We start from the raw sequence: 25,703 nt of genomic DNA on the forward strand, positions 1-25,703 counted from the left end.
AGGGATGTCGCGCCGTTTCCTCGATGCGATCGCGCCCGATCTCGGCGGCATCCTGGCGGCGACCCTCGTCCTCGGCGGCGCCTTCGCGATCTGGGCGGCGACGGCGCACCTCAAGGGCGCGCCGACCGATCTCGAGGGGCTCGAGGCGCACGAGGACGGCGACGGCGACGGCGGAGCGGGCGAGCCCGAGTCGCGGGTCGAGACGACGGCGGCCGACGCCGGCACGACCGTCTCCGCGCCGCGCGTGCAGCGCTCGTACAACGTCATCCTCGTCTCCGTCGACACGCTCCGCGCCGACCTCGGGTTCAGCGGCTACCCGCGCCCCGTCTCGCCGAACATCGACGCCCTCGCGGCGAAGAGCGTCGTCTTCGAGCGGACGTACGCGCTGGCGTCGTTCACGCCGAAGTGCCTCGGCCCGATGATGATCGGGCGCTACTCGAGCGAGATCTATCGCGACTACGAGCACTACACGAAGTTCGGCGCCGACAACGTGTTCCTCGCGGAGCGCATCCACGACAACGGCGGGCGCTCCGCGGCGGCGATGTGCCATCGCTACTTCGGCTGGAAGAAGGGGCTCGACCAGGGCTTCGACCTCTGGGACACGAGCTCGATCCCGCCCAACTCGGTCGACAACGATCCGACGCCGACGAGCGAGAAGCTCACCGACACCGCGATCGGGATCCTGAGCTCGCAGAACGGCGCCGACCTCCCGCTCAAGGACGGCAAGCCGGTCGGGGCCGACGACAAGCACACCGGCCGCTTCTTCACCTGGGTCCACTACCTCGATCCGCACTTGCCGTACGTCACGCACAAGGACGCGCCGAGCTTCGCGAGCATGGGCGGCGCCGGCATCCCCACCCTGCGCAACACCTACGACGTCGAGGTCTGGTTCACGGACAAGCACATCGGCCGCCTCTTCGCGCACATCGCGGCGCAGCCGTGGGCGCCGGAGACCGCGATCATCCTCACCGCCGATCACGGCGAGGCGTTCGGCGAGAAAGGTCATTACGGCCACGGCCGCGAGCTCTGGGAGCCGCTCGTGCGCGTGCCGCTCATCGTCTACATCCCCGGCGGCACGCCGCGTCGCATCGAGACGCGCCGCTCGCACATCGACATCGTGCCCACCGTCCTCGATCTCATGGGGATGGCGACGGACGATCCGCTCCTCCACGGCAAGAGCCTGCTCAAGGACATCGCGAACACCGGCCCGCTCGAGGACCACGACATCTTCATCGACATGCCGGACGGCCCGTACAACGATCTCCGCCGCGCGGTCATCTTCGGCCCCGGCGCCGGCTTCAAGATGATCGAGTTCCAGGGCAACCGTCCGTCCGAGCTCTACGACCTCGCGAACGATCCGAAGGAGTCGAAGAACCTCGCGAGCGACGCCGCGAAGCTCAAGGAAGCCAAGGAGGCGATGGCCCGCGTCCGCGCGACGATCAAGGAGCTACCGCCGCAACGCTGAGCGCGCGTCCTCGTCTTCGAGTGCGTTCTCCTCCTCGTAAGCCGCGACGCGCATGCGGCGCTCCGCTGCCGCTTCCGTCGCGGCTCGCTGGTGCTTCGTGGCGAAGCGGTCGTAGGCGTGAGCCGTGAGGAGGGCGGGCATCCAGAGGATGGGGGTCGTGAGCTGCACGGCCGTCCAGCCTCCGACGAACGCTGCGACGGCGAACACGACGACGGAGCTCACGACGGTCAGGCCGACCGCCGCGAAGATCGCCGATCGCCAGACGCTGGAGCGGCGGCGCCATCGCTCCTCCTCGCGATCGAGCACGGCGCGGTCGGCGTCGCTCAGCGAGGTCGGCGTCCGCTCCGGCGCGGCCTCGCGGTAGCCGGCGACACGGAGCGGGGCGGTCGCAGGGAACGCCGGCTTCACCGAAGCACCAGGATGCGCGTGTACGAAGGGTAGCCGGCGCTCGGCTGCGAGAGACGAACCGGCGCGACCGGCGGAGGAGCCGCGGCCGGCACCCCCGCTCTGCTGCGCGACACGAGCGCGGTGTACCCAAACGCGAGCGCGATCGCGCTGAAGAGGCCGGCGAGGAAGCTCACGGCCGCACCATCAGCGGGCGCTCGACGGGGACGCGCGTCTCGACCTTGGCGAGCTCCTTCGCGGGATCGATCCCGTACTTGTGCTCCGCCGCCGCGGCCTGCACGAAGGCGTGGTACTCGACGCCCTTCGTGAACGCGACGTCGGACGAGAGCCGCTCGCCGTAGCCGTTGTCCTTGAACCACTGCAAGAGCGCCTGCGCTCGCTGCTCCTTCGGGACGTTCGCGGTCGCCTTCATCGCGCGCTCGGCCGCGAGGTAGCCCTCGTCGGCGCGCGCCTGGAGGACCATCTTCGTCGGGTTGTTCGGATCCTGGAGGACGGCGGTGAGCTTGCCCGTCCCCGCCGTCACGCCGGGCCGCGCCGCCTGCTCGAGCGCCGCGAACGCGGGATCGAACGCGAGGTTGCCGGCGATCGCGACGTTGACGGCGTCGTTGGTGAACGCCTTCCCGATCGCGTAGGCCTTCTCTTCCGCTTCGGAGAGGGCGCCGAGGGCCTCGTACGCGAAGACGAGGATGGCCAGCCCTTCCGCGGCGCCCTCCAGCCAGCCGACGTGGTAGCTCTCCGCGCCGAGCGCGAGCCCTTCGAGCAAGCCGTCGGCGGTGAGCTGCCCAACGACGTGAAGCCCCGCGTGCGCCTGATCGTTCCGCTCCTTGTGGAGCTGCGCGCCGCTCTTCGCGAGGGCGTTGCCGCGGACGTGCGTGTCCTCGTCCGCCAGGCCCGCGGCGTGGACCGCGTCGTCGACCAGATCTCCCGTGCGTTTGCGTGCTGCTTCGCCGACGTTCATTTCATCCTCCGGGCGGGTGGGTCGGCCCGGAGGTCAGGACGGTTGCGCGTTATTTCTTCGGCGGCTCGACGGCGTTGCAGGACGCGGGATCGTGGCCCTTGCCGGCGAGGTGCTTCTCGAGGTGGAGGTCGAGGAGGAGCTTCCCGCTCGTGCAGGCGGCCTTGAGCTTCGGCGCGAGCACGGCGAGGTTGGCGCGCATCATGTCGACGTCCTTCTGCGCGAAGAGCGCCTCGCCGACGAAGAACTTCGGGATCTCGGTGCCCTGCCCGAAGTTCGCCGCGAGCCACTGCAGGTTGGCGTAGGTCTTCGCGCTCATGTGGCGCATCGAGTCGATGAGCCCGGCGTTCTTGACGACGTTGGTCTTGGTCCAGCCGCCGCAGTCGTTGTCCTTCAGGATCATCTTCTTCACGAGGACCGCGCCGGCGGGCTTCGCGACCTCGCCGTCGTCGACCTTCGACTTCTTGACCTTGTCGACGCCGCCGTTCTTCGGGAAGTAGTAGTAGTCGATCGCGTGGATGTTGCCGAAGCGGTCCTGCTGGCTCATCAGGTAGTCCATCACGACCATCTCGCTGATGTCCTTCATCACCTGGACCGTCTGCGCCGAGTCCGCGAGCGTGCGGCCCGCGAGCTGCGAGAGCGGGCGGCCGTCGGCGACCTTCTTCCACTGCGCCGTGCCCATGAACGGCGAGGCGAAGTTCGGGGCCGCGCCGCGGCGGTTGATCTCGGAGTACTTGGCCTCGCCGCGCACGTTCTCCTGGAGCCCGCCGTAGATCTGGGCGAGGTCGCTCGTGAAGATCGCGTCCTTGTGGCGCGTCGTCGACGGCGCCGACTCGGCGCTCTGGAACGAGAGCCAGCTGATCTTCGGGTACGAGTCGTTCGGCTTGCCGGCGAGGATCGACAGCGCCTCCGCCGTGATCTTCTTGTGCTCGCCGAGGTCCATCGTGCGGAGCACGGCCGGCTTCACGTCCCCCGCGCCGCCGAGGAGGCGCGAGAGGTGGTAGTAGCCGAGGATCGAAGGCGTGTAGCTGCAGGTGATGCTTTGCTTGTACTTTGCAAGCAGCTTGGTCGGCCGGTCGGAGAGCTTGCAGATGCTCGCCTCGGTCTGCTCGCGCGTCTTGCCGGGCAGGAGCGCGTGGACGTCGGTGCCGGGGTTGGTGCTCGACATCTTCGGGCAGATCGCGACGTCGGTCTTCTGGGCGCCGTCGCGCGGCGTGGTGTTGCTGTAGAAGGCGTAGGAGCAGAGCTCGGCCTCGGTCTCGGCGTCGTCCTTGTCGTAGTCGCTCATCGCGAGGTGCTTCGGGACGACGCAGATCTCGTCGGGGGCGCCGTTCGGCATCGCCCAGCGCACCGTCTTGGCGCCGCGCGCGACGCCGCGGTCGAGGACCATGTCCTCGCCGGTGCCGACGTCCTCGTCCTCGTCGCCGACCTCCCCCGCACAAGCGACGGCGGCGAAGGAGAGAAGAAGAGGAGCGATCGCGAGGAGCTTCCGGGCCATGCCCTCCCCTCCTGCAGCGTGTGTGCCGTCCGCCTACATCCACTCCTTGCGCAAACTTGCGCGCCTTCCGCACGCGGAGAACCGGTCAAGCTGGATCGCCACCGCACCACGCCCTTAGGCCCACCGCATAGCGAGCACGCGGCAGAAAAACGTTCTGACGTTTTTCTGCATCGTGCGAGCGGGGTGCAGGGGCGCAGCCCCTGCGTTGAGAGACCTTCTCGAGCTTCTCGACGCGCGTTCGAAGGTCGACGACGGCGCCTCCGAGCATGTCGAGCTTCTTGTTGACGACCTCGAACTCCGCCGAGAACTTCTTGTCGAGGGAGGAGAGCCTCTGGTCGATCGCGTGAAACTTCTCGTTGTTCTCCTGTCGGAGAGCGCGCATCTCCTCGAGCACCTGGGTGACGAGCTTCTCGAAGCGGTCGGTGTCCACGTTGCTCGCCACCGTAGCATGCTCTCCGCTCGAGTCACGAGCGCTGGAACAGGTGCTTTCGCGCCTCTTCGTCCATCTCCGTCTTCGCGTCGGTGTGGATGGCGAGGCCCTTCGTGACGGCGGGGCGGCCCTCGAGGCGGGAGGACCACGCGTTCGCGTGAGGGTAGTCGGCGAGCGAGAGCGAGAGCTTGCCTTGGACGGCGGAGCGGACCCACGGGTAGATCGCGATGTCGGCGATCGAGTACGGGCCCGCGACGTACTCGCGATCGGCGAGGCGCTTGTCGAGGACCGTGAGGAGGCGCTTCGCCTCGCGCGTGTAGCGGTCGATCGCGTACGGGATCCGCTCCGGCGCGTAGACCGCGAAGTGGTTCGCCTGCCCGAACATCGGGCCGATCCCGCCCATTTGCCACATGAGCCACTGCACGATCTCCGTGCGCTCGCGGAGGCCCTGCCCGAGGAGCTTGCCCGTCTTCTCCGCCAAGTAGAGGAGGATGGCGCCCGACTCGAAGATCGAGATCGGAGGGCCGCCACCTTCGGGATCGCGATCGACGATCGCGGGGATGCGGTTGTTCGGCGCGATCGCGAGGAACTCCGGCGTGAATTGATCGCCGCGGCCGATGTTCACGGCGTGCACCACGTAAGGGAGCGCGAGCTCCTCGAGCGCGATGCTGACCTTCTGCCCGTTCGGCGTGCCCCAGAAATAGAGATCGATCACGGAGGGCTCCGATGCTCGCAGCCCGCATCCGGATGCGCGGTCACGTGCGCGGCGTACGACGCGGTGAGCGAGCAGAGCAGGCGATCGCCCATGAGGCGGCTCCCCTCGGGGCCGAAGTGGATGTGGTCCGCGCCGGTGAGCCCCCGCTTCGTGAAGCCGATCACGGCGCCGTCGCCGCCCATCGCCTCGCGGAAGTCCCAGAAGGCGACGTTCGCGTCCGCCGCGACCTGACGCATCTGCTTCGCGACCTGCACGATGCGCGGATCGGACTTCGTCTCGCCCTCGCGCGCGGTGTCGCTCGGACCGAGGATGAGGATCGGTGTCTCCGGGAGCGCGTCCCTGAGATCGGCGAGGAAGGACTTCGCGTACTCCGCGTTCGGGGGAACGAACATGACGTTCATGCCGAGCCAGAGGATCACGAGGTCGTAGTCCCGCTTCTGGAGGCCCGCCTTGCGCGTGTCCTTCGCGACCCAATTGAGGCGCTCGTAGTTGAGGGCGCCCGCGCCGAGCGAGTCGAGCTGGACGCCGGGGCGCTCCGGGTCGAAGGGCTTCGCGACGCGATCGAGCGAGGTGCCGAGGATGCGGACCTTGCCGTCGCCGCGCGCGAAGACGCGGAGCTCGTGCGGTCCCTCCTCGACCTCGAAGTCCTCCACCCCGAGCTCCCATCCGTCGGCTTTGGTCGGGACGACCTTCACCTCCTTCTTGTCGATCTCGACGCGGAACGAGCCGCCGTTCTTCTGCTTCATGTAGTGGAGCTCGAAGCGCGTGATGGCCTTGCCGACCTCGGCCTGGGCGTTCTTCGTCGTGCCCGCCCAGCCCGCGGCGCCGATCTCGTTCGTCTCCGCCGCCATGTTCGCGAAGCCGTACTGCTTGTCGGGCGCGACGTGCGTGGTGGGCGCCCACTGCTTGAAGAGGTTCCACATCCCTCCCGTCGACACGTCCTCGTGGCGGTAGCTGCCCCACGGGCGCGAGAGCGAGATCCAGCCGTGCCCACCGTCGCCCCACCGCTTCTGGAGCACGCGCCGGAGGTGGCCCGAGATGAAGTCGCTCGTGAGGTTCGAGTCGCCGTACATCCCGATGCGCAACATCTTGGTCGCGCCTTTGCGCTCGATCGTCGCGAGCTTCTCGTAGAACGGCGCGAGCGAGGCGGTCGGGTCGACGATCTCCGGCGGCGGCTCCTTCACGACCTTCGTCGTGCACGTCGCGAACGGCGCGATCGCGGCCGCGTCGAGCGGCTCGCACGCCGCGCCGGCGGGGACCGACGCGTCGGGCGCGAGCGTCACCGCCGCACGCGCGGTGGTGCTCGGCGCGGGCGCCGCACCTTCGTCCCGCTTGCCGTGGCAGGCGATCGCGAGGAGGCCGGTCGGGATGAGCAGCGCGCGGAGCCACACGGTTTTCGGAGCATACGGCGCCCTACGTCCGCCCAGAAAAAAGTCGAAATCGACAGGACACTACCCCTCAGGGGGTTGAGGTGGAGACGCGCGCCGGGTAGCGCTGAGACGCATGGTCGCTGATTCCGTGTCGGCGCTCGTCGGGAGGGCGATGGCAGGGCTCCCCGATTCGTTGATCGTGGTGGAGGGCACGCCGAGCGACGGCGTCAGCCGCAAGATCCTCTTCGTCAACGAAGCGTTCACGCGGATGACGGGCTTCACCGCCGCGGAGGCGATCGGACGAACCCCCGACATCACGGTCGGGCCGGAGACGAGCGTCGAGGCGCTCCAAGCGATCCAGCGCGCGCGCGACGCGCTCGAGCCTCTGCGCGTCGAGCTCCTCAAGTACCGCAAGGACGGGAGCACGTTCTGGGTCGAGATGGACCTCGTGCCGCTCTTCGACGACGAATCGAGGAAGCTCCTCCACTACCTCGCGGTGATGCGCGACGTCACCGCGCGTCGCGCGGAGCAGCTCCGCAAGATGGAGAACGAGCGCCTCGCCGCGATCGGCACCCTCGCCGCCGGCGTCGCCCACGAGATGAACAACCCGCTCGCGTACGCGCTGATGAACATCGGCTACGTCGAGGAGGAGCTGGACGAGCTCATCGCCGCGACGCATGACCCGACGCTGCCGCGCTGGTCCGAGCTCCGAAGCACGCTCACGGAGGTGCGCGACGGCGTCAGCCGCGTCGCGCAGATCGTCCGCGACATCCGCGCGTTCTCTCAGCTCGACGCGATGCCGTCGGGGCGCTGCAACATCCCTGTCCTCGTGGAGCGCGCGGTGCAGATGTCGCGCTCCGGCATGCCGGCGTCGGCGCAGATCTCCACCCACTACGACGAGACCTCCGAGGTCGTCGCCGATCCCGGTCGCCTCGCGCAGGTGTTCCTCAACTTGATCGTGAACGCGCTCGACGCGATCCCGCCGGAGGAGAACGACAAGCGGCGCGTCTTCGTCCGCGCGTTCAACGACGACAACGAGGTCATCGTCGAGGTCACCGACGAAGGGCGCGGGATCCCGGACGATGTCATGCCGCGGATCTTCGATCCGTTCTTCACGACGAAAGAAGCAGGGAAGGGGACCGGGCTCGGCCTCTCGATCTCCTACGGCATCGTGCGCGCGGCGGGAGGGACGATGACGGTGAAGAGCCGCGTCGGCGTCGGGACCACGGTGCGGATCGCGCTCCCGTCCGCCGGCGGCGCGCGGGCGCGCTCCGTCCTCCGCCCGCGCGCGGTCGAGACCGTGCCGCCCGCGTCCGGCCTCCGCCTCCGCGTCCTCGTCGTCGACGACGAGCCGATGATCTGCCGCGCGCTCAAGCGCGCCCTCTCCCCCGCCGAGGACGTGACGACGGTGGGCAGCGCGCTCGAGGCGATCGCGCTCTTCGAGGACGGCCGCGAGTTCGACCTCGTGCTCTGCGACCTGTCGATGCCGGGGATGAGCGGGGCGGGGCTCTACGAGCAGGTCGGGAGCCGCTGGCCCGCGCTCCAGCCGCGCGTCGTGATCATGACCGGCGGCGCGTCGACCGAGGCGACGCGGGACTTCCTCGCGCGGAGCCAGGTCCCGCGCCTCGACAAGCCGCTCGACATGCGCCGCTTGCGGGCGATTTTGGACGAGCACCGCTCTTCGAGCGCGCAGCAGATCTCGCAAACCCGCTAGCATCGCGCCGTGTCTCGGTTCGGGGTGGCCGCGCTGGTCGCGGTGTTTCTTGCCTGCGCGTCCCTCACCGGCGCGTCGAGCGCCCTCGCGGCGCCCCCGCCCGAGCCGCCGCCGCTGATCCCGCCCGCGCCGATCCATCGCGAGCCCGCGCGCTACCCCGCCGGCGCGACCGGCGCGGCCAACGTCGTCCTCGAGCTCGTCGTGAAGGAGGACGGCACCGTGGGCGACGTGCTCGTCCGCGAGGGCGCGGAGCCGTTCGCCGCCGCCGCGATCGAGGCGGTGAAGGCGTACCGCTTCGAGCCGGCGAAGCGCGGCGATCGCGTCGTCTCCGCGCGCATCCGCGTCGTCGTCGAGTTCACGCCCGAGGCCGACGTCCCGGTGGAGCCGAAGCCGGAGGCGGCGCCGCCGCTCCAGACGATCCCGCCGCCGCCGCCTCCCGAGCGCGTCGACGAGGTGAGGATCGCGGGGACGAGGCTCCCGCCGCCGTCGTCGCCGATGGAGCATCGGATGGCGCGCGCCGACATCCGGCTCGTGCCCGGCGCGTTCGGCGATCCGTTCCGCGCGATCGACGCGCTCCCCGGCGTCGTCCCGACCGTGTCGGGCCTGCCCTACTACTACATCCGCGGAGCGCCGCCCTCCGCCGTCGGCTACTTCATCGACGACGTCCGCGTCCCGTACCTCTTCCACTTCGCGCTCGGCCCCGGCGTCATCCAGCCCGCGCTCGTGGAGGAGGTCTCGCTCCATCCCGCCGGGTTCCCCGCGCGTTACGGTCGCTACGCGGGCGCGATCGTCGCGGGGCGCACGCGCGATCCCGCGACGGAGCTCTACGGCGAAGGCAACATCCGCATCTTCGACGCGGGCGCCTACGTCGAGACGCCGCTCGCGAAGGGCCGCGCGTCGGTCGGCCTCGGCGGCCGCTACTCGTACACCGGCGCGCTCTTCTCGCTCGTCGCGAAGGACACCACGATCAACTATCGCGACTACAACGCGCGCGCGTCGTACGAGATCAACGACAAGTGGCGCGCGTCGCTCCTCACGCTCGGCTCGTTCGACTACGCCTCGCAGATCCAGTACGACGACTTCGGGAACGGGACCGAGCGCGTGTTCTTCGCGTCGGAGTTCCATCGCGCGGACCTGCGCCTCGATCGCCGCGGCGACGACGGCGCGGAGAGCCGCATCGGCATGACCTTCGGGCTCGACCGGACGCGGATCGAGGGCGCGCGCTTCGCGCAGGACTTCGTCTTCGGCGTGCGGGCGCGCCATCGGGCGCCGATCACGCGCACCTTCGATCTCGAGGTCGGCGCCGACGCGATGCTCGATCACTACACCGGCGACGTGCCGAGCGAATACGCCGTCCAGCCGGAGGAGTACGCGCAGGCGCGCGCGTTCTTCTCGCCGCGCACCGAGAGCGCGACCGGCGCGTGGGTCTCCGGGCGCTGGCACCGCGAGGACGGCTTCGACGTCACCGCGACCGCGCGCGCCGACGTGTTCACGAGCGTCGGCGCGGTCGAGGTCGGTCCGAGCCCGCGCCTCACGACGCGCCTCCCCGTCGGCGACAAGACGCGCATCCTCGGCGTGCTCGGCGTCGCGCCGCAGACGCCGGCGTTCGCGATCCCGGTCCCCGCGATCGGCTACCGGGGCCTCCCCGGCGGCCTCGGCTTCGGCTGGCAGAAGAGCGCGGGCGTCGAGCGCGACCTCCCGCTGAAGTTCCTCTTCAAGGGGATGGCGTTCCATCACAGCTACTTCAACCTCCGCGACTTCGCGCGGAACCAGAACGACTTCTCGTTCGACGAGCCGCAGCCGGTCCCGAACTCGCCGGCGCAGGCGTACGGCCTCGAGCTGTACCTGAGCCGCCGCCTCAGCGAGCGCATCGGCGGCTTCGTCGCGTACACGCTCTCGCGGAGCGTCATCGGCTCGACCGAAATAGCGAAGGAGCGCGTGAGCCCGTTCGATCGCACGCACGTGTTCCAGGTCGGCGGCGCGGTGTACATCGGCGCGGGCTGGCGCACGTCGGCGCGTTTCCTCACCTACCGCGGCTGGCCGGACGAGGGCGAGGACGCGACGCCGCTCCGCCCGCCGACGCGGCGCCTGCCCGCGTTCTACCGCGTCGACGCGCGCATCGAGAAGCGATGGAAATGGCGCAAAGACGGCTACATTTCCCTCGTGATCGAGGCCCTCAACGCGAGCGCGCAGCAGGAGATCGTCTCGCGCAACTGCAACACGTTCGACGAGAGCGGCCAGCAGCGCTGCCGCGACGAGAAGATCGGTCCGATCGTCGCGCCGAGCATCGGGGTGGAGGGGGCGCTGTGAAGCTCGGGCGCGCGCTCGCGCTGCTCGTGCTCGGCGCGTGCGTGCCGGCGACGGAGGAGCTGAATCCACGCGGCGGCGTTGTCGCGCGGCTCTCGCCGTCGGCGGAGACGGCGGGCACGTCGTTCACGTCCGTCGACGGGTGGACCGTCACGATCGAGCGCTTCGCCGTCCGCGCGTCGGTGTCGGCGCAGGTGCTGAGGGTCGAGAGCGATCGACCGTATGGCTACGGCGGCGGCGGGTATCCGCGCATCCTCGCTCCGAACGACGCGTGCGAGCTCAAGTTGACGGCGATGAGCCCCGGCCCCGCCGCCGCCTACATCGAGCTCCGCTCGCGCTACGCCGAGTACGAGCCGCTCGCGGGCGAGTCGCTCTGCGGGATCGACGACGACCTCCGGGAGCGCTTCGACCGCCGCGCCGACGGCTCTTCCCGCTACGAAGCGAGCTTCCCGGGCGAATTCGAGTACCGCAGCACGCCGAGCCTCGTCCTCCTCGCGCGCGCGGAGAAGGCGGGGCGCGCGCTCCGGCTCGAGCTCGGGCTCGACGCGGAGCTCTACGGTCCCACGAAGGCCGGGCTCGTCCCCGTCACGATCGTCGCGAACGAGGGCGCCCCGATCCGGGTCCGCGTCGACGCCGCGGCGCTGTTCGTGCCGCCGGAGCGACGTGGCCAGCAGATCCGCTTCGACGACGTCGCCGCGGCCGACGCCGACGGCGACGGCGTCGTGACCGGCGGCGAGCTCGCCGACGTCGACCTCGTGGACTGCGAGCCGGTCGATCACGAAGACGATCCGCGGTTTCCGCTGCCGTTCCCGGGCCCGAAGCTCGATCCGTACCCCGACGATCTCGACGACTTCGGCGACACCTCCTGCGGGAGCGTCCTCGACGCCATCGCGCGAGAGAACGTCGCGAACCTCTTCGGACCGGCGCCCTAAATTACCGAGATTACGGGGGAAGAATGCGCCTCGCTTGACACTGGCGGCGGGGTTCGCCATAAAGCGCCTCCCATTTCGCATCCCTTCGGCGGACAACGGCCTGGCTCGGACAGGCGGCCCAGGGGAGCGATGAAGAGAGAAGGCGCATCATGCCCAAGATGAAGACCAACAAGACCGCCGCGAAGCGGTTCAAGGTGAGCGGGAGTGGCCGCGTTCGCCGTCCGAAGGCGGGCGGCAACCACGGCCTCATCAACAAGAGCCGCAAGCGCCTCCGCCGCCTGCGCAACAACGACATGGTCCCGAAGACGCTGCAGCGGAAGATCCGCCGGCTGATTCCTTACAACTGAGGACGGAGAGACCATGCCCCGCGCAAAACGAGGATTCAAAGCCCGCCGCCGCAAGAACCGGATCCTGAAGCACGCTTCGGGTTTCCACAGCGCCCGCTCGCGTCTCTTCGCGTACGCGAAGGAAGTGGTGATGAAGTCGTGGGTCTACGCCTACGCGCATCGCCGCCGCAAGAAGCGCGACTTCCGCCGCCTCTGGATCGCGCGCATCAACGCCGCCGCCCGCACGAACGGCACGTCGTACTCGCGCCTCATCAGCGGCCTCAAGAACGCGAACATCGCGCTCGACCGCAAGATCCTGAGCGAGCTCGCCATCGTCGACGCCGCCGCCTTCTCGAAGGTCGTCGCGAGCGCAAAAACGAAGTAGTAGGCGCGCTCGAACCACCTCGAAAGCGAGCACGCGGCAGAAAAACGTCTGACGTTTTTCTGCATCGTGCGAGCGGGGTGCAGGGGCGCAGCCCCTGCGTTAAAGAGGTCCGAGCAGGTTCTCGAGCGGGCCGCGGAGGCCGAGCGCGTCGCCTTGCGCCGCGAGGTAGGTGCGGTCGAGATCGTGCTCGTAGGCGTCCTTGATCGCGATCGCGTCGTCGAGGTCGATCGGGCGGTTGGCCTCGAGCTTCAGGAGGAGGAGGTCCTCGACGGTCGCTACGTTCAGCTTGGCGGACGCGACGTCGAGCGTCGATGCGCGCTCGATCACCTGCTCGAGGTACGGGCTGTCGCTGGCGATCAGGACCACCGCGCCACCGGGCGGCAAGGTGAGGCGGACGAGGCCGGCCTCGAAGAGCTCGCGCGACGCAGGGTCCTCGTCGAACGTGAACCCGCGCGCCTTGCGCTTCGGCGTACGTCTGTCGACGTCGCAGCTCGGCGAATCCACGGATCTGGGCGGGCGTGAAGATCACGCCCTCGATCGTACGTCAGCGCGCGCGGGCGCGGTAGCTCGCGCCGAGGTCGACGCCGAAGCCGGTCGGGGAGGGGACGAGCACGAGGTCCGGCATGCGGCCGCCCGACAGCTTGATCTCGCCGACGACGCCGCAGCGGTACGTGCGCGTGAGCGTGCGCGCGGGGACGTCGGGCGCGAGCTTGGGTGGGTGCGCGACGACGTCGGCCGCGCGCGAGGGATCGTTCGCCGTCGCCATCGCGACCGCCGCGCCGAGGCTGCCGCCGCCGGGGTGGCGCACGACGTCGAGCGCGAGGCCGAAGAGGCGCGAGGCGCGGCGCGCCGCCATCTCCGTCGCCGGCACCGCCTTCACCGTGACCTCGTGCGACGGGCGCGAGATGGTCGCCGCGACGACGTTCGCGACCTCGATGAGCCACGGCGCGTCCTCGCGGACGAGCAGCGTCGTCGGCGGGCCGCCCCAGCCCTGCGCCGGGTCGGGGGTCCACGCCGCGCCGACGTGGAGGCTCGAGAGCCGCGCGTACGGGATGCCGTCCGCGATCCGCTGCGCGATGCCGGGGCCGTCCCAGTTGTTCGCGTCGCGGCCGGTGAAGAGCATCGCCCACCCGACCGCGCCGAAGTCGAAGGCCTTCGAGCCGGCGCGCGGCTCGTGGAGGCCGCGCTCGAACCAGCCGATGTCGTCGGTGCCGCCCTCGAACGCGAGGAGCGACGCGGACACGCTCGCGGCGGAGCGGACGACGACCTCGTCGAGGAACGCCGGTCCGCGCGCGGCGAAGCGATTGCGGGTGAGCGCGAGCGCGCCGTCGCGGATCCCCCACCGGAACGGGCCGGTGCCGTCCGGCGTCTCGGGCGAGAAGCCGAGCGGCGTCATCGCGACGAGCGGCGACGCGAGGGCGGCCTTGAGGCGCGGGAGGTCCTTCGCCGGATCCTTCACCACGAAGTAGAGCGCGCGGCCGTCCTCGCGCGGGACCGGCACGTCGCCGAGCCAGCCGCGCGCGCCGGACGCGCGGGCGCGCGCGATCGCGAAGGCCGCGTCCTTCGTCCCGAAGGGCTTCTCCCGCGCCGTCTTGAGGCCGAGGCGCACCTTGACCTTGATCGTGGAGCCTTCGATGTCCGGCTCGCCGTCCGCGAGCGCCGGCGCGTAGCCGCCGCTATCGTCCCCGACGAACAGCGTGTCGAAGAGGGCCTCGCCGAAGAGCGCCGCGATCGGATCGTCGAGGCGGTGCGGATCGATCGGACCGACCGGCCACGGCGCGCGGAGCGAGACCCTTCCGCCGAGCGGCGTGCGCCCCTTCGCGCGCGCCCCGAGCGCGACGGTCGACCCGAGCACGAAGGCGCGGCGACCGAGGCGCAGGCGCGCCCGCTCAGCGCACAAGCCACACCTCGGGGCCGACGATCGCGACGAGGCCGGGCTTGCCCTTCTCTTCGGGGGGACAGGCCGCGAGCGCGCGGATCGGCTCCTTCGTCGGCACGCGCATCCGCTGCTGGAGCGCTCCGCGGAGGCCCCAGCTCCACACCATCAACGCGTCAGTTTCAGCGAAATCGCCGCTAAAGGCGATTTCGGGCACACCGTCGAGATCGAGGTCGGCGAGGACGAGCTGCGCGCCGGCCTGCTCGATCGTCTGCTCCACCGGCTTCGCGTTCCCCTCCGTGCGGCGCAGCTTGATCTTGCCGCCGGCGTCGCGCGCGGCGAGGACGAAGGAGCTCCCGAGATCGAGCCCCGCGATCGCGTCGAAGCGCGAGAGCGGGAGCGGGAGCACCTCGGCGGGGCGCGCCCCCTTCGCCGGGAGCGGGCACACGACGCCGCCGCCCTCGAAGCCGCCCGTCTCCGGGCTGAAGAGGACACACGCGTCGGCGCCCGGGATCGGCGGGCCGGTGAGCGTCTTGCGCGGGGTGAGGGTCGCGTCGAGGGCGATCGCGTAGCGGTCGCTGATGCCGACGAGGATCTCGTTCTTCGCGACGGTGAGCGCGCCGAGCGGCTCGCGGAGCGGGACCGGCGCGGCGTACGCGAGCTCCTTCCACGGCGCGGAGCTCACGACGTGGAGCTTGCCGCCGCGCAGCTTGCCGACCGCGATGCGCGATCGCGACGCGACGACGATCTCGAGGCCGCCGTCCGCGTCGAGGTCGCCGCAGCCGATCGCGACGACGTCGGCCTCGTCGTGCTTCGCCTTGTGCACCGCCGCTTGCTCGAGGACGATCGGCTGGAGGAACGTCCGCACCTCGGCGTCGATCGGCGCGCTCGCGAACGCGTGCGCGCGCGGGCCCGGCACGGGATTACGGAGCCGCTCCCAGCCGTTCGAGACGACGGGATACAGATCGGCCGTCGCGCGGAGCTCACCCTTCGCGATCTCGAGCTGCACGTAGACGAGCGACGCCGCGCGCCCCGAGACGCCGCGCGCGACCGACAGCGCGACCGGCTGCGTGTGCGCGTGCGCGACGCCGAGGCGCCCCGCGATCTGCGCCGCGATGCGGTTCGCGAGCTCCTCTGCCTTCGGCGCCGGCACGTCCGCCGTCAGCGGCGACACCGCGACGAGCGCGCCCGCCGGCACCGCGCCGAGGTCGCCCGCGATCTGCGTGGCGACGCGGACGATCGCGGAGCCCTTGATCGGCGCCGGCGCCGCCGACGCCGACGCGGACGCCGACGGCGCGCCCTTCTCGGCCGCGGGCGCCGGCTTCTTCTGCTGCGCGAGCACGACCGGGCTCACGACGAACGCCGCGAGCAACCCGAACGCGATCGCGGCGCGGTTCATGGCAGCGGCGTGCCTCCGTCGGCGCCGGTGGAGGGCGCGGTCTCCTCGTTTCCGACGAGGGTGGGCGTGGGCTCGGGCGGGTCCGCGGTCTCGGTCGGCTCCGTGCCGTCGAGGAAGACCTCGTCGATCGCGTCGCCCTCGGTGCCCTCCGCCTTCAGCTTGCCGCTCACCGGATCGATCGCGACTGTCTTCACGCCGGGCGGGCGCGCGAACTCGGAGCGCGGCTTGCCTTTGTGCGCGGCGTCCATGACGGAGACCCACGCCGGGAGCGCGGTCGTGCCGCCCGCTTCGCCCGAGCCGAGCGGCTTGTTGTCGTCGTAGCCGACCCAAGAGATCGCGACGATCTCGGGCGAGAAGCCGGCGAACCAGGTGTCCTTCACGTCGTTGCTCGTGCCGGTCTTCCCCGCGACCCGGCGGCCGAGCGACTTCGCCGACTGCGCGGTGCCGTGGTCGACGACGCTCTCCATCATGTTCGTGATGACGAAGGCCTCCGCCGGCTCGAGCACGCGGCGCGGCGGCGGCGGCGGGCGGAGCTCGACGTCCTTGCCGTCGGGGCCGACGATGCGCGTGACGAGCCGCGGCTCCTCGTACATGCCGCCCGCGGCGAAGGTCGCGTACGCGCCCGCGAGCTCGATCGGCTTCACCTCGTAGGAGCCAAGCGCGAGCGAGAGGTCGGGCTCGAGCTTCGACGTCACGCCGAGCGCCTTCGCCCAGTCGACGACGTTCGCGGGGCCGACGTCGTCGAGGACCGCGACCGACGCGATGTTCACCGACTTCGCGAGCGCCTCGCGGAGGCGGAGCGGGTCCGCCGCGGTCCAGCCCTCGTAGTTCGAGGGCTTGTAGTTGCCGAACGCGCGCGGCCGCACGTCGATCAGCGTCGCCGGGGTGTAGCGGCGCGAGTGGATCGCGTACGAGTAGACGATCGGCTTGAACGTCGAGCCAGGCTGGCGATGCGACTGCGTCGCGCGATCGAGCCCGCCGTTCTGCGCCTCGTAGTTGCCCGCGATCGCGAGCACGTTGCGCGAGCGCACGTCGAGCACGACGAGCGCGGCCTCGGGGCCGAGCTCGAGCCGCAGCGGCACCTTCGCGACCGCGGTCGTCGCGTCGCCGTGCACGTTCGCGGCCGCGTTCGGCACCGGCGCGAGGAGCGAGACGCGCACGCGCGCGCCGACCTCGGCGAACGCCGACGGGGGGAGGTTCTGGGGGTTGTAACGCTTGTAGTCTGCAAGTTTCACCGAGCCGACGACGGTGCCGACCCGCACGTCGAGGGTGCCGGTCGTGTCGTCCGAGCCGATGACGGTGCCGGTGAGGACCTTGTGCGACTCGAACTTCGGCGTCCCCTCGAAGGGCGGGTCCTTCGGCTTGCCCTTGCCCTTCGCCGCGACGCTCTGCGCCTTGACCGGCGCGAGGAGCGCGTGGCGTTTGTCGTACGCGCCGACGTTGTCGCGGAGCGCCTTGCGCGCCGCGGCCTGGAGCGCGGGGTCGATCGTCGTCGTGATCGTGAAGCCGCCGCGCGGACCGCGTTCGGGCTCGAGGTCGAGGAGCATCTTCTTCGCGATCGCGACCGCCTCCGGCGCGAGCTCGCTGTCGATCTCGTGGGAGGGCGCGAGGCGCACCGCCTCGTTCTTCGCCGCCTCGTACTCCGCGTCGTTGATGAAGTGCTTCGCCTTCATCTGGTCGAGCACGAACGCGCGGCGCGTGAGCGCGCGCTGGAGATCGCGCTTCGGCGAGAAGAGCTCCGGCCCCGCGGGGACGCCGGCGAGCATCGCCGCCTCGGCGATGGTGAGGTCCTTCGCCGATTTGCCGAAGTCGTCCTTCGCCGCCTCCTCGATGCCGTAGCGCCCGTGCCCGAGGTAGATGTGATTGAGGTAAAGCTCGAGGATCTTGTCCTTGCGCCGGTCCTTGCCCGCCTGATCGGCGCCGCACTCGGGGCAGAGCTCCTGCTCGAGGCGGCGCGCGAGGAGCGCCTCCTTCATCTTGCGCTTGTAGGAGCGCTCGTTCGTCTCGAGGAGGATGTTCTTCACGACCTGCTGCGTGATCGTGGAGCCGCCCTGCCGCGTGCGGCCGGCGCGGAGGTTCACCACCATCGCGCGCGCGATGCCGAGGTAGTTGATGCCCTCGTGCTCGTAGAAGCTCGCGTCCTCCGCCGCGAGCACGGCGAGCTTCACGTGACGGGGGAGGTCCTCGATCTTCACGACCGTGCGGCGCTCGGTGAAGATCTCCGCGAGGGTGGTGCCGTCCTTCGCGAGGACGCGCGTCACCTGCGACGGCCGGTAGCCCTTCTCGAGCTCGGCCACGCTCGGGAGGCCCTCCTCGTAGTGGCGGATGAGGAGCCACCCCGCGATGACGGCGAGGACGGACAGCGCCACGCCGGCGATCGCGGCGCGCTTGGACCACTTCCAGGTCCAGCGCAGCACGCGGCGGATCGGCGGCTCGTTCGCCGGCTTCGGAGCGGGGGCGTTGACCTCGTCGAGGAGCTTCTTCTGCGGCACGTCGGGTGTAACGCCCGAGGGCGCGGAGCTCATCCGAGGCTTGGACGGCGGGTCAGACACGGCCCGGAGAGCATACTCGCTTCGCGGAGACGGCAAGAAACTGGCTTCCGCGCGGCAAATGGCCCACGTTTGAAGGAGCCCCATGAAGACGTCGGCGGCGCTCCTCGGGTTCGCGTCACAGGTCACGCTCCTCGCCTTCGCGGCGTGTTCGGGCGACGACGATCCGGCCGCCCCCGCCGACGCCGGCTTCGAGCGGACGCTCACGGAGCCCGACGCCTACCGGCCGCCGTCCACGATCGACACGGGGCCGCCGCCGACGAAGCTCCCTTCGGGCGAAGGGCTCTCCATCGTCTACTCCGGCCCCGCGCCGATCGGCATCGACGCGCGGCCCGACATGCAGGCGACGTTCGACGCGGACGGCGCGCTCAACGGCTTCTACGTGAGCGACGACGAGAACCTGTCGATCGGCATCGCGTCGAACGCGGGCGCGGGCGCCGATCTCCTCGCGGCGTGGGGCGCGTGGCGCGAAGGTCCGACGACGGGCACGTGGTACACGGTGAACGGTCGCTTCATCTTCGGCGAGGGCGACGACTTCCACTACGCGGTCGGCCAGAAGTCGCCGACGGCGAAGTGGCCCGCCGCGACGAAGAGCTACGCCTTGCTCGGCGGGAGCGCGCCCACGGTGGTGGGCGTCGCGGAGGCGGGGACGATCGCGAGCGCGTCGGCGACGTGCGATCTCGGCGCGCGCCAGTGCAGCGCGCTCGGCGTGAACGCGACCGGCGGCGGCGGCACGCTCGCGCTCGCGGCGACGGACGTGAAGATCGAGTCCGACGCCGCCGGCGCGGGCCAGGTCCGGGCCCCCGGCTTCGTCGCGACGTTCGCGGGCGACGCGGCGGAGCGCATGCTCGTCGTGTTCGACGGCAAGCTCCCCGACGGCCCCAACGCAGGCAAGACGATCCGCGGCGCCATCGTCCTCACGGCGTCGCCGTAGCGTTTGGCGAGCTACTTCGCGCGCGGCCGGGCGACGCCGCCGTCGCGTTGTTGCAGCAGCCAGTCGGTCGCTTCGGCGCGCTTGACGCTGGTCGTCTTGCCGGGCGCGAGGTTCGTCGCGAAGGACGGCTCGTTCGAGGGCATGCCCAAACATTGCTCGGCGTTGCAGGAGGCGACCTCGATCCAGAGCTGCTCGGTGCCGGCGCCGCCGTCGACGCGCGCCTCGTCGGGGATCCCGAACGGTCCCTTCACGTAGAGGAGCCCTTCACCGCGATCGAAGCGGCGGATCGCCTCCGGCAGCTCCTGCTTCGCGTCGTCGTCGTTCGACGGCGTCGACGGCGCCGCCGCCGCGCCGAAGAGGCTCGCGCGCACGGCGTCCCACGCCTCGCGCGTCGATCCACCGGGCGGCACGAGCTCGCCGACCTCGTTGTCGGGATCGTCGCCATCGGGCGGCGGGCGCACGACGTCGAGCTTCACCGGGCGCGAGTCGTCCGGGCTCTTGTTGAGCTCCGCGGGCTTCTTGCCGAGCACGCGCGCGACGTCGGCGAGCGTCACCGTCACGGTGTCGAGCGGCGCGCCGGCCACGATCTGCGCGGCGGCGGCGTTGAGCACGTGCGAGAGCGGCGGGGCGGCGGACATGTTCGCGCCGCGCAGCGAGAGGTCGGGCGCGCCGAAGCGCTGGAGGCCGAGGGAGACGAGGCGCACGGTGCCGTCCTCCTGGCGAAGGAGCTGGACGAGCACGTGACGCGGGACGAACCCGCTCTCCCCGAGCGGCGTCGTGATCGCGAGCGCGGAGAGCTCGCGCTTCGTCTGGAAGCGGCGCGCGGTCTCGTCCCACGAGACGCCGTCGAGCTCCTCGGCGAGGAGGGAGCCGATCGCGAAGATGGCGCGCGCGACGAGGTGGTCGTTCGAGACGTTGCCTTCGATCCGGATCACGACCGCGTTCTTGCGATCGGGGAGGCTCCGGCGCTCGTCGGGCGTGAGGGTGAGCGCGGTCGTGTCGTAGGTCTCGACCCCGGGGAGGATCACGTCCTCGGCGGAGCGCACCTCGAGCGTGACGTTGTCCTCGTCCTCGAGCAGCTTCTTGATCGCGTCACACGCGGGCGCGGGCCCGCAGTGGCGCGCCTCGAGGCGCTTCGCGATCTCGGAGGGCCGCGCCGCCGTCTCCGCCTCGCGCTCCGGCCGCGTCGTGAGGACCGCGAGCTCCGCCACCGCGCGGAGCGGGCGCGTGACGTTCTTCATGCCCGCCTCGGGCGGTGTGTCGATCGTCGCCGGCACCGCGCCGGCCTCGACGTTGATCGTGACGACGGGCGGATTGTCGCCCGGCAGCGACCACCACACGAGCGCGGCGAGCCCCGCCACGAGCACCGCGACCCCGGCGTAGAGCCTCCCCTCGAGGCCTTCTCTCCGCGCCGGCGGCACCGACTTTTGCGCCATGCCCGCTTCGTAACACGGTTCGCTTCAGAGGTTCGAGGCGACGCGGGCCAGCCGTTCTTCCACCCCACGCGCGCTTAAGTCGGCGCCCCTACGGCCGTTGAGGGTCATGATGCATGGTTTCGACCGCCGCCCGAGCCCGCCGCGCCCCCGTCCCTACAACCCGACGACGATGAGCGTGCGCAAGCGGCCGTCGCTCCATGACGTCGAGCTCGTGTCGCTCGACGATCCCGACGTCTTCTTCGAGGAGATCAGCGAGGTGCGCCCGCGCATCGTGATCGACGACGACGTCGTGCTCCCGCCGATGACCGAGTGGCAGGACATGAACCTCCCGCTCCCCCCGCCGCGGCCCCGCCGCCGCTCCTCGTAACGCACCGAGTCACGCGCCGCCCGGCCGGCCCATATTCTCGAGCGGACTCCCACATCGTCACTCAACCGTGAGTGTCCAAATCGGGTAGCGCGGCGCGTCATCAACTCGCTATAAGTACAGGGATGGGCGATGTGCCGCAGGGCGAACGGTTTGGGCTGTACGACCCCGCGCACGAGCACGACGCGTGCGGCCTCGGCTTCGTCGCCGACCTGAAGAACCGCCCGCGGCAACGGACGGTCGAGCTCGGCCTCGAGATCCTCCGCCGCCTCGCGCACCGCGGCGCCGCGGGGAGCGATCCCGCCAGCGGCGACGGCGCCGGCATCCTCACGCAGATCCCCCATCGCTACTTCGAGCGCATGCTCGCGCACGAGGGCAAGGAGCTCCCGAACTCCGGCGACTACGGCGTCGTGCAGTGTTTCCTCTCGCGCGATCCGATGCGCGCCGAGCTGCAGATGAAGCTCGTCGGCGACGTCGTCCGCTACCACAACCAGAAGGTCATCGGCTGGCGCACGGTGCCCGTCGACATCCGCGCGGTGGGCCCGATCGCGCGCGCGTCGATGCCGACGATGAAGCAGCTCTTCGTCGCGCGGATGGCGGACAAGAAGCAGTTCGAGCGCATCCTCTTCATGATCCGGAAGCGCGCGGGGAAGCTCTGCTCGCAGAAGGGCTACGGCCACGACTTCTACGTCGCGAGCGCGTCGGCGCGGACCATCGTCTACAAAGGCCTCGCCCTCCCGGAGCGGCTCGCGGAGCTCTATCGCGACCTCCAGGCCGACGACTTCGAGAGCCAGCTCGCGCTCGTGCACTCGCGCTTCTCGACCAACACGTTCCCGACGTGGGAGCGCGCGCACCCGTACCGGCGCATCGCCCACAACGGCGAGATCAACACGCTGCGGGGGAACCAGAACTGGATGCGCGCGCGCGAGGCGCTCCTCGCGTCGAGGCTCTTCGAGGAGCACCTCGAGGACTTCAAGCCGATCATCCGCCCCGACGGCTCCGACTCCTCGTCGCTCGACAACGTCGTCGACTTCCTCCTCGCGTCGGGCCGCTCCCTCCCGCACGTCATGATGATGCTCGTGCCGGAGGCGTGGGCGACGCAGGCGGACATGAACCCCGCGAAGCGCGCGTTCTACGAGTACCACGCGTGCCTCGTCGAGCCGTGGGACGGCCCCGCCGCGCTCGCGTTCACCGACGGCGACGTCATCGGCGCCACCCTCGATCGCAACGGCCTCCGCCCCGCGAAGTACGTCGTCACGAAGAACGGCCTCGTCGTGATGGCGAGCGAGCTCGGCGTCCTCTCGATCGACCCCGCCGACGTCGTCGAGAAGGGCCGCCTCCAGCCGGGCAAGATGCTCCTCGTCGACCTCGTGCAGCGCCGCATCGTCGCCGACGAGGAGCTGAAGCAGCAGATCGCCGCGCAGAAGCCGTACGGCGCGTGGGTCACCCGCCCCGCGCAGATCGCCGATTTTCCGCCCGTGCGGCCGCCCGTCCTCGACGACGTCACGCGCGCGCGGCTCTGGCGCACGTTCGGGTACTCGCGCGAGGATCTCCGCCTCCTCCTCGGCGGCATGGCGGTGCTCGGCGAAGAGCCGACCGGCAGCATGGGCGCGGACATCCCGCTCGCCGTCCTCTCCGATCGCCCCGTCCCGCTCTTCCGCTACTTCAAGCAGCAGTTCGCGCAGGTCACGAACCCGCCGATCGATCCGATCCGCGAGGACCTCGTGATGAGCCTCGTGTCGTGCCTCGGCGGCGAGGGCAACCTCCTCGAGGAGACCGAGAAGCAAGGGCGCCTCCTCGAGCTGCCGCACCCCGTCCTCGACAACGCGGAGCTCGCCGCGCTCGTCGAGAACCCGTCGCCCGAGTTCCGCGCGACCACGCTCGAGGCGACGTTCCCCGTCCACGGCGACCTCGCGCAGGCGCTCGCCGAGCTCTGCGCCCGCGCGTCGCGCGCGATCGACGACGGCTACACCATCCTCGTCGTGAGCGATCGCGGCGCGTCGCCCGACCGCGTGCCGATCCCCTCGCTCCTCGCCGTCTCCGCCGTGCATCATCACCTGATCAAGGAGGGCAAGCGCGTGCGCTGCGGCCTCGTCGCCGAGAGCGGCGACGCGCGCGAGGTCGCCGACGTCGCGCTCCTCATCGGCTTCGGCGCCGGCGCGGTGAACCCGTACATGGCGTTCGAGAGCGTCACCGAGCTCGCGCACCAGAAGCTCCTCGACAAGGACGTCGACGCCGACAAGGCGCGCGCGAACTACGTCTACGCCCTGAAGAAGGGCTTGCTCAAGGTCATGAGCAAGATGGGCATCAGCACGATCGCGAGCTACCACGGCGCGCAGATCTTCGAGGCGATCGGCCTCTCGAAGACGGTCACCGACGAGTACTTCACCGGCTGCGCGTCGCCCCTCGGCGGCGTCGCTCTCGACCGCATCGCGGCGGAGGCCGCGGCGCGCCACGCGACCGGCTGGGCCTCCGGCGTCACCGCCGACGAGCTCGCGAAGGACCTCGACGTCGGCGGCGTCTACGCGTGGCGAAAGGACGGCGAGAAGCACCTCTGGTCGCCGCGGTCGATCGCCGCGCTGCAGCGGGCAGTGCGCCTCGAGGACGCGAGGTCGTACGCGGAGTACGCGGGCCTCGTGAACGATCAGCAGGCGAACGCGCTCACGCTCCGCGGGCTCCTCGATCTGCGCTCCGAGCGCGCGCCGGTGCCGCTCGAAGAGGTCGAGCCCGCCGCGCAGATCGTCCGGCGCTTCGCGACCGGCGCGATGAGCTTCGGCAGCATCTCGAAGGAGGCGCACGAGAACCTCGCCGTCGCGATGAACCGCATCGGCGGGCGCAGCAACACCGGCGAGGGCGGCGAGGACGAGGCGCGGTACCGAAGTGACGCCAAGGGCGACATCCGCCGCTCCTCCGTGAAGCAGGTCGCCTCCGGGCGCTTCGGCGTGACCGCGCACTACCTCGTCAACGCCGACGAGATCCAGATCAAGATGGCGCAGGGCGCGAAGCCCGGCGAGGGCGGCCAGCTCCCCGGCCACAAAGTCGACTCCGTCATCGCGCGCGTCCGCCACTCCACCCCCGGCGTCACGCTCATCTCGCCGCCCCCGCACCACGACATCTACTCGATCGAAGACCTCGCCCAGCTGATCTTCGATCTCAAGAACGTCAACCCGCGCGCGCGCATCAGCGTGAAGCTGGTCTCCGAGACCGGCGTCGGCACCGTCGCGGCGGGCGTCGCGAAGGCGCACGCGGACGTCATCCTCATCAGCGGGCATGACGGCGGCACCGGCGCGTCGCCGCTCTCCTCCATCCAGCACGCCGGCACGCCGTGGGAGCTCGGCCTCGCCGAGGCGCAGCAGGTCCTCCTCATGAACGACCTCCGCGCCCGCGTCGTGCTCCAGGCCGACGGGCAGCTCAAGACCGGCCGCGACGTCGCGTTCGCGGCGCTCCTCGGCGCGGAGGAGTTCGGGTTCGCGACCGCGCCGCTCGTCGCGCAGGGCTGCATCATGATGCGGAAGTGCCACCTCAACACGTGCCCCGTCGGCGTCGCGACGCAAGACCCGGTCCTGCGCGCGAAGTTCACCGGCACGCCCGAGCACGTCGTCAACTACATGTTCTTCGTCGCGGAGGAGCTCCGCGCGATCATGGCGGAGCTCGGCTTCCGCACCGTCGACGAGATGGTGGGGCGGAGCGAGTGTGTCGTGGCGCGGAACGCGGAGCATCCCTCGCCGAAGGCGCGCACGCTCGACTTCTCGAAGATGCTCGAGCCGGTCCCGCCGAAGCTCGCGAAGCGCGATCGCCGCCAGACGATGGAGCAGGACCACGGCATCGCGACCGTCGCGGACCACGCGCTGATCGAGGCGGCGAAGCCCGCGCTCGAGGCGCGGGAGCACGTGAAGATCCACCAGCCGATCACCAACGCGCACCGCACCTTCGGCGCGATGCTCGCGGGCGAGGTCGCGCGCCGCCACGGCGCGGGGGGCCTCCCCGAGGACACGATCGCGATCGAGCTCACCGGCACCGCCGGCCAGTCGTTCGGCGCCTTCGCCGCGCGCGGCATGACGATCACGCTCGAGGGCGACGCGAACGACTACGTCGGCAAGGGCCTCTCCGGCGGCGTCCTCGCGGTGCGCCCGCCGCGCGAGAGCACCTTCGTCGCGGCGGACAACGTCGTCGTCGGCAACACCGTGCTCTACGGCGCCACGAGCGGCCGCGCGTTCTTCGCCGGCCGCGCGGGTGAGCGGTTCGCGGTCCGCAACAGCGGCGCGCACACCGTCGTCGAGGGGGTGGGCGATCACGGCTGCGAGTACATGACCGGCGGCGTCGTCGTCGTCCTCGGCCCCTCCGGCCGCAACTTCGGCGCCGGCATGAGCGGCGGCGTCGCGTTCGTGAGCGACGAGGATGGCTCGTTCGCCGCGCGCTGCAACAAAGGCATGGTCGAGATCGAGGACCTGAAGGACGCGGACGACCTCGAGCTCGTGAAGAAGCTCCTCGAGGAGCACGTGCACCGCACGAGCAGCGTCCGCGCTCTTGCGGTCCTCGCGTCGTGGCCGATGAGCGCGCGCCGCATGCGCAAGGTGATCCCGATCGAGTACAAGAAGGTGCTCGAGGCGCAGAAACAGACCACGCACTTGAAGGTGGTGTGA

Annotated in this window: 21 protein-coding genes; 9 read left to right on the forward strand and 12 right to left on the reverse strand. The window is 70.7% G+C overall.

The features are described 5' to 3' along the window. The first annotated feature begins 4 nt into the window (after nucleotides 1-4). Complete coding sequence (locus KF837_00710) at nucleotides 5-1,465, forward strand: sulfatase-like hydrolase/transferase (protein MBX3225794.1); 1,461 nt, start codon at nucleotides 5-7, stop codon at nucleotides 1,463-1,465. Here KF837_00710 and KF837_00715 read toward each other — a convergent pair. The 7 genes from KF837_00715 to KF837_00745 form a co-directional block, all read right to left on the reverse strand. Continuing rightward, a complete protein-coding gene (locus KF837_00715) occupies nucleotides 1,448-1,873 on the reverse strand; it encodes a hypothetical protein (GenBank protein MBX3225795.1) in 426 nt (141 codons plus the stop codon). The two genes, KF837_00710 and KF837_00715, sit on opposite strands and share 18 nt — an antisense overlap. Further along, on the reverse strand, nucleotides 1,870-2,046 hold the full coding sequence (locus tag KF837_00720; protein MBX3225796.1) for a hypothetical protein: 177 nt from the start codon (nucleotides 2,044-2,046) through the stop codon (nucleotides 1,870-1,872). Before KF837_00720 ends, KF837_00715 begins: the two co-directional genes overlap by 4 nt. After that, nucleotides 2,043-2,828: a hypothetical protein gene (locus KF837_00725; protein MBX3225797.1), complete on the reverse strand. Its 786-nt coding sequence runs from the start codon at nucleotides 2,826-2,828 to the stop codon at nucleotides 2,043-2,045. The genes KF837_00720 and KF837_00725 overlap by 4 nt, the downstream gene beginning before the upstream one ends. 49 nt (nucleotides 2,829-2,877) lie before the next feature. Next, nucleotides 2,878-4,323 (reverse strand): hypothetical protein, encoded by a 1,446-nt coding sequence (locus KF837_00730; protein ID MBX3225798.1) that lies wholly within the window; start codon nucleotides 4,321-4,323, stop codon nucleotides 2,878-2,880. 85 nt (nucleotides 4,324-4,408) lie between these two features. Further along, nucleotides 4,409-4,753, reverse strand: a complete 345-nt coding sequence (locus KF837_00735) for a hypothetical protein (protein MBX3225799.1) — start codon at nucleotides 4,751-4,753, stop codon at nucleotides 4,409-4,411. A 34-nt stretch (nucleotides 4,754-4,787) separates the two neighbouring features. Next, complete coding sequence (locus KF837_00740) at nucleotides 4,788-5,468, reverse strand: glutathione S-transferase N-terminal domain-containing protein (GenBank protein ID MBX3225800.1); 681 nt, start codon at nucleotides 5,466-5,468, stop codon at nucleotides 4,788-4,790. Then, nucleotides 5,465-6,859 (reverse strand): hypothetical protein, encoded by a 1,395-nt coding sequence (locus tag KF837_00745; GenBank protein ID MBX3225801.1) that lies wholly within the window; start codon nucleotides 6,857-6,859, stop codon nucleotides 5,465-5,467. Before KF837_00745 ends, KF837_00740 begins: the two co-directional genes overlap by 4 nt. Nucleotides 6,860-6,971: 112 nt before the next feature. On the opposite strand from KF837_00745, the gene KF837_00750 reads away from it, so the two are divergent. The 5 genes from KF837_00750 (at nucleotide 6,972) to rplT (ending at nucleotide 12,502) form a co-directional block, all read left to right on the forward strand. Then, on the forward strand, nucleotides 6,972-8,552 hold the full coding sequence (locus tag KF837_00750; GenBank protein MBX3225802.1) for a PAS domain-containing protein: 1,581 nt from the start codon (nucleotides 6,972-6,974) through the stop codon (nucleotides 8,550-8,552). Nucleotides 8,553-8,561: 9 nt separating this feature from the next. After that, on the forward strand, nucleotides 8,562-10,862 hold the full coding sequence (locus tag KF837_00755; protein ID MBX3225803.1) for a TonB family protein: 2,301 nt from the start codon (nucleotides 8,562-8,564) through the stop codon (nucleotides 10,860-10,862). After that, complete coding sequence (locus tag KF837_00760; GenBank protein MBX3225804.1) at nucleotides 10,859-11,791, forward strand: hypothetical protein; 933 nt, start codon at nucleotides 10,859-10,861, stop codon at nucleotides 11,789-11,791. Before KF837_00755 ends, KF837_00760 begins: the two co-directional genes overlap by 4 nt. A 149-nt stretch (nucleotides 11,792-11,940) precedes the next feature. Continuing rightward, nucleotides 11,941-12,138, forward strand: a complete 198-nt coding sequence (rpmI, locus tag KF837_00765) for a 50S ribosomal protein L35 (protein ID MBX3225805.1) — start codon at nucleotides 11,941-11,943, stop codon at nucleotides 12,136-12,138. A gap of 13 nt (nucleotides 12,139-12,151) precedes the next feature. Then, the gene (rplT, locus tag KF837_00770) at nucleotides 12,152-12,502 is read left to right on the forward strand and encodes a 50S ribosomal protein L20 (protein ID MBX3225806.1); all 351 of its coding nucleotides are present in this window, start codon (nucleotides 12,152-12,154) and stop codon (nucleotides 12,500-12,502) included. A 99-nt stretch (nucleotides 12,503-12,601) separates the two neighbouring features. On the opposite strand, the gene KF837_00775 is transcribed toward rplT, so the two are convergent. From KF837_00775 to KF837_00790, 4 genes are read right to left on the reverse strand one after another with little or no spacing between them, the layout of a single operon-like run. Beyond that, the gene (locus KF837_00775) at nucleotides 12,602-13,006 is read right to left on the reverse strand and encodes a hypothetical protein (protein MBX3225807.1); all 405 of its coding nucleotides are present in this window, start codon (nucleotides 13,004-13,006) and stop codon (nucleotides 12,602-12,604) included. Between the two features lie 40 nt (nucleotides 13,007-13,046). Next, nucleotides 13,047-14,357, reverse strand: a complete 1,311-nt coding sequence (locus KF837_00780; GenBank protein MBX3225808.1) for a hypothetical protein — start codon at nucleotides 14,355-14,357, stop codon at nucleotides 13,047-13,049. A gap of 34 nt (nucleotides 14,358-14,391) precedes the next feature. Further along, nucleotides 14,392-15,777, reverse strand: a complete 1,386-nt coding sequence (locus KF837_00785; GenBank protein ID MBX3225809.1) for a hypothetical protein — start codon at nucleotides 15,775-15,777, stop codon at nucleotides 14,392-14,394. Next, nucleotides 15,774-18,302: a PBP1A family penicillin-binding protein gene (locus KF837_00790; GenBank protein ID MBX3225810.1), complete on the reverse strand. Its 2,529-nt coding sequence runs from the start codon at nucleotides 18,300-18,302 to the stop codon at nucleotides 15,774-15,776. The genes KF837_00785 and KF837_00790 overlap by 4 nt, the downstream gene beginning before the upstream one ends. Before the next feature lie 109 nt (nucleotides 18,303-18,411). On the opposite strand from KF837_00790, the gene KF837_00795 reads away from it, so the two are divergent. Then, a complete protein-coding gene (locus KF837_00795) occupies nucleotides 18,412-19,260 on the forward strand; it encodes a hypothetical protein (GenBank protein ID MBX3225811.1) in 849 nt (282 codons plus the stop codon). A gap of 11 nt (nucleotides 19,261-19,271) precedes the next feature. On the opposite strand, the gene KF837_00800 is transcribed toward KF837_00795, so the two are convergent. Continuing rightward, entirely contained in the window at nucleotides 19,272-20,696 is a 1,425-nt protein-coding gene (locus KF837_00800; GenBank protein ID MBX3225812.1) for a DUF2314 domain-containing protein, read from the reverse strand. 106 nt (nucleotides 20,697-20,802) lie between these two features. On the opposite strand from KF837_00800, the gene KF837_00805 reads away from it, so the two are divergent. Both KF837_00805 and gltB read left to right on the forward strand, forming a co-directional pair. Then, a complete protein-coding gene (locus KF837_00805) occupies nucleotides 20,803-21,063 on the forward strand; it encodes a hypothetical protein (GenBank protein ID MBX3225813.1) in 261 nt (86 codons plus the stop codon). Between the two features lie 131 nt (nucleotides 21,064-21,194). Next, nucleotides 21,195-25,703 carry a glutamate synthase large subunit gene (gene gltB / locus KF837_00810; GenBank protein MBX3225814.1) on the forward strand — a complete coding sequence of 1,503 codons (4,509 nt, stop codon included), beginning with the start codon at nucleotides 21,195-21,197 and terminating at the stop codon, nucleotides 25,701-25,703.

Source organism: Labilithrix sp., assembly GCA_019637155.1.
Lineage (GTDB): Bacteria > Myxococcota_A > Polyangia > Polyangiales > Polyangiaceae > Labilithrix.

Excerpts from the sequence above, each read along its gene's own strand:
- KF837_00710 (MBX3225794.1), top strand. The coding sequence starts at position 5 with ATGTCGCGCCGTTTCCTCGATGCGATCGCGCCCGATCTCGGCGGCATC.
- KF837_00725 (MBX3225797.1), bottom strand. The coding sequence starts at position 2,828 with ATGAACGTCGGCGAAGCAGCACGCAAACGCACGGGAGATCTGGTCGAC.
- KF837_00730 (MBX3225798.1), bottom strand. The coding sequence starts at position 4,323 with ATGGCCCGGAAGCTCCTCGCGATCGCTCCTCTTCTTCTCTCCTTCGCC.
- KF837_00750 (MBX3225802.1), top strand. The coding sequence starts at position 6,972 with ATGGTCGCTGATTCCGTGTCGGCGCTCGTCGGGAGGGCGATGGCAGGG.
- rpmI (MBX3225805.1), top strand. The coding sequence starts at position 11,941 with ATGCCCAAGATGAAGACCAACAAGACCGCCGCGAAGCGGTTCAAGGTG.
- rplT (MBX3225806.1), top strand. The coding sequence starts at position 12,152 with ATGCCCCGCGCAAAACGAGGATTCAAAGCCCGCCGCCGCAAGAACCGG.
- KF837_00785 (MBX3225809.1), bottom strand. The coding sequence starts at position 15,777 with ATGAACCGCGCCGCGATCGCGTTCGGGTTGCTCGCGGCGTTCGTCGTG.
- KF837_00790 (MBX3225810.1), bottom strand. The coding sequence starts at position 18,302 with ATGAGCTCCGCGCCCTCGGGCGTTACACCCGACGTGCCGCAGAAGAAG.
- KF837_00795 (MBX3225811.1), top strand. The coding sequence starts at position 18,412 with ATGAAGACGTCGGCGGCGCTCCTCGGGTTCGCGTCACAGGTCACGCTC.
- KF837_00800 (MBX3225812.1), bottom strand. The coding sequence starts at position 20,696 with ATGGCGCAAAAGTCGGTGCCGCCGGCGCGGAGAGAAGGCCTCGAGGGG.
- KF837_00805 (MBX3225813.1), top strand. The coding sequence starts at position 20,803 with ATGATGCATGGTTTCGACCGCCGCCCGAGCCCGCCGCGCCCCCGTCCC.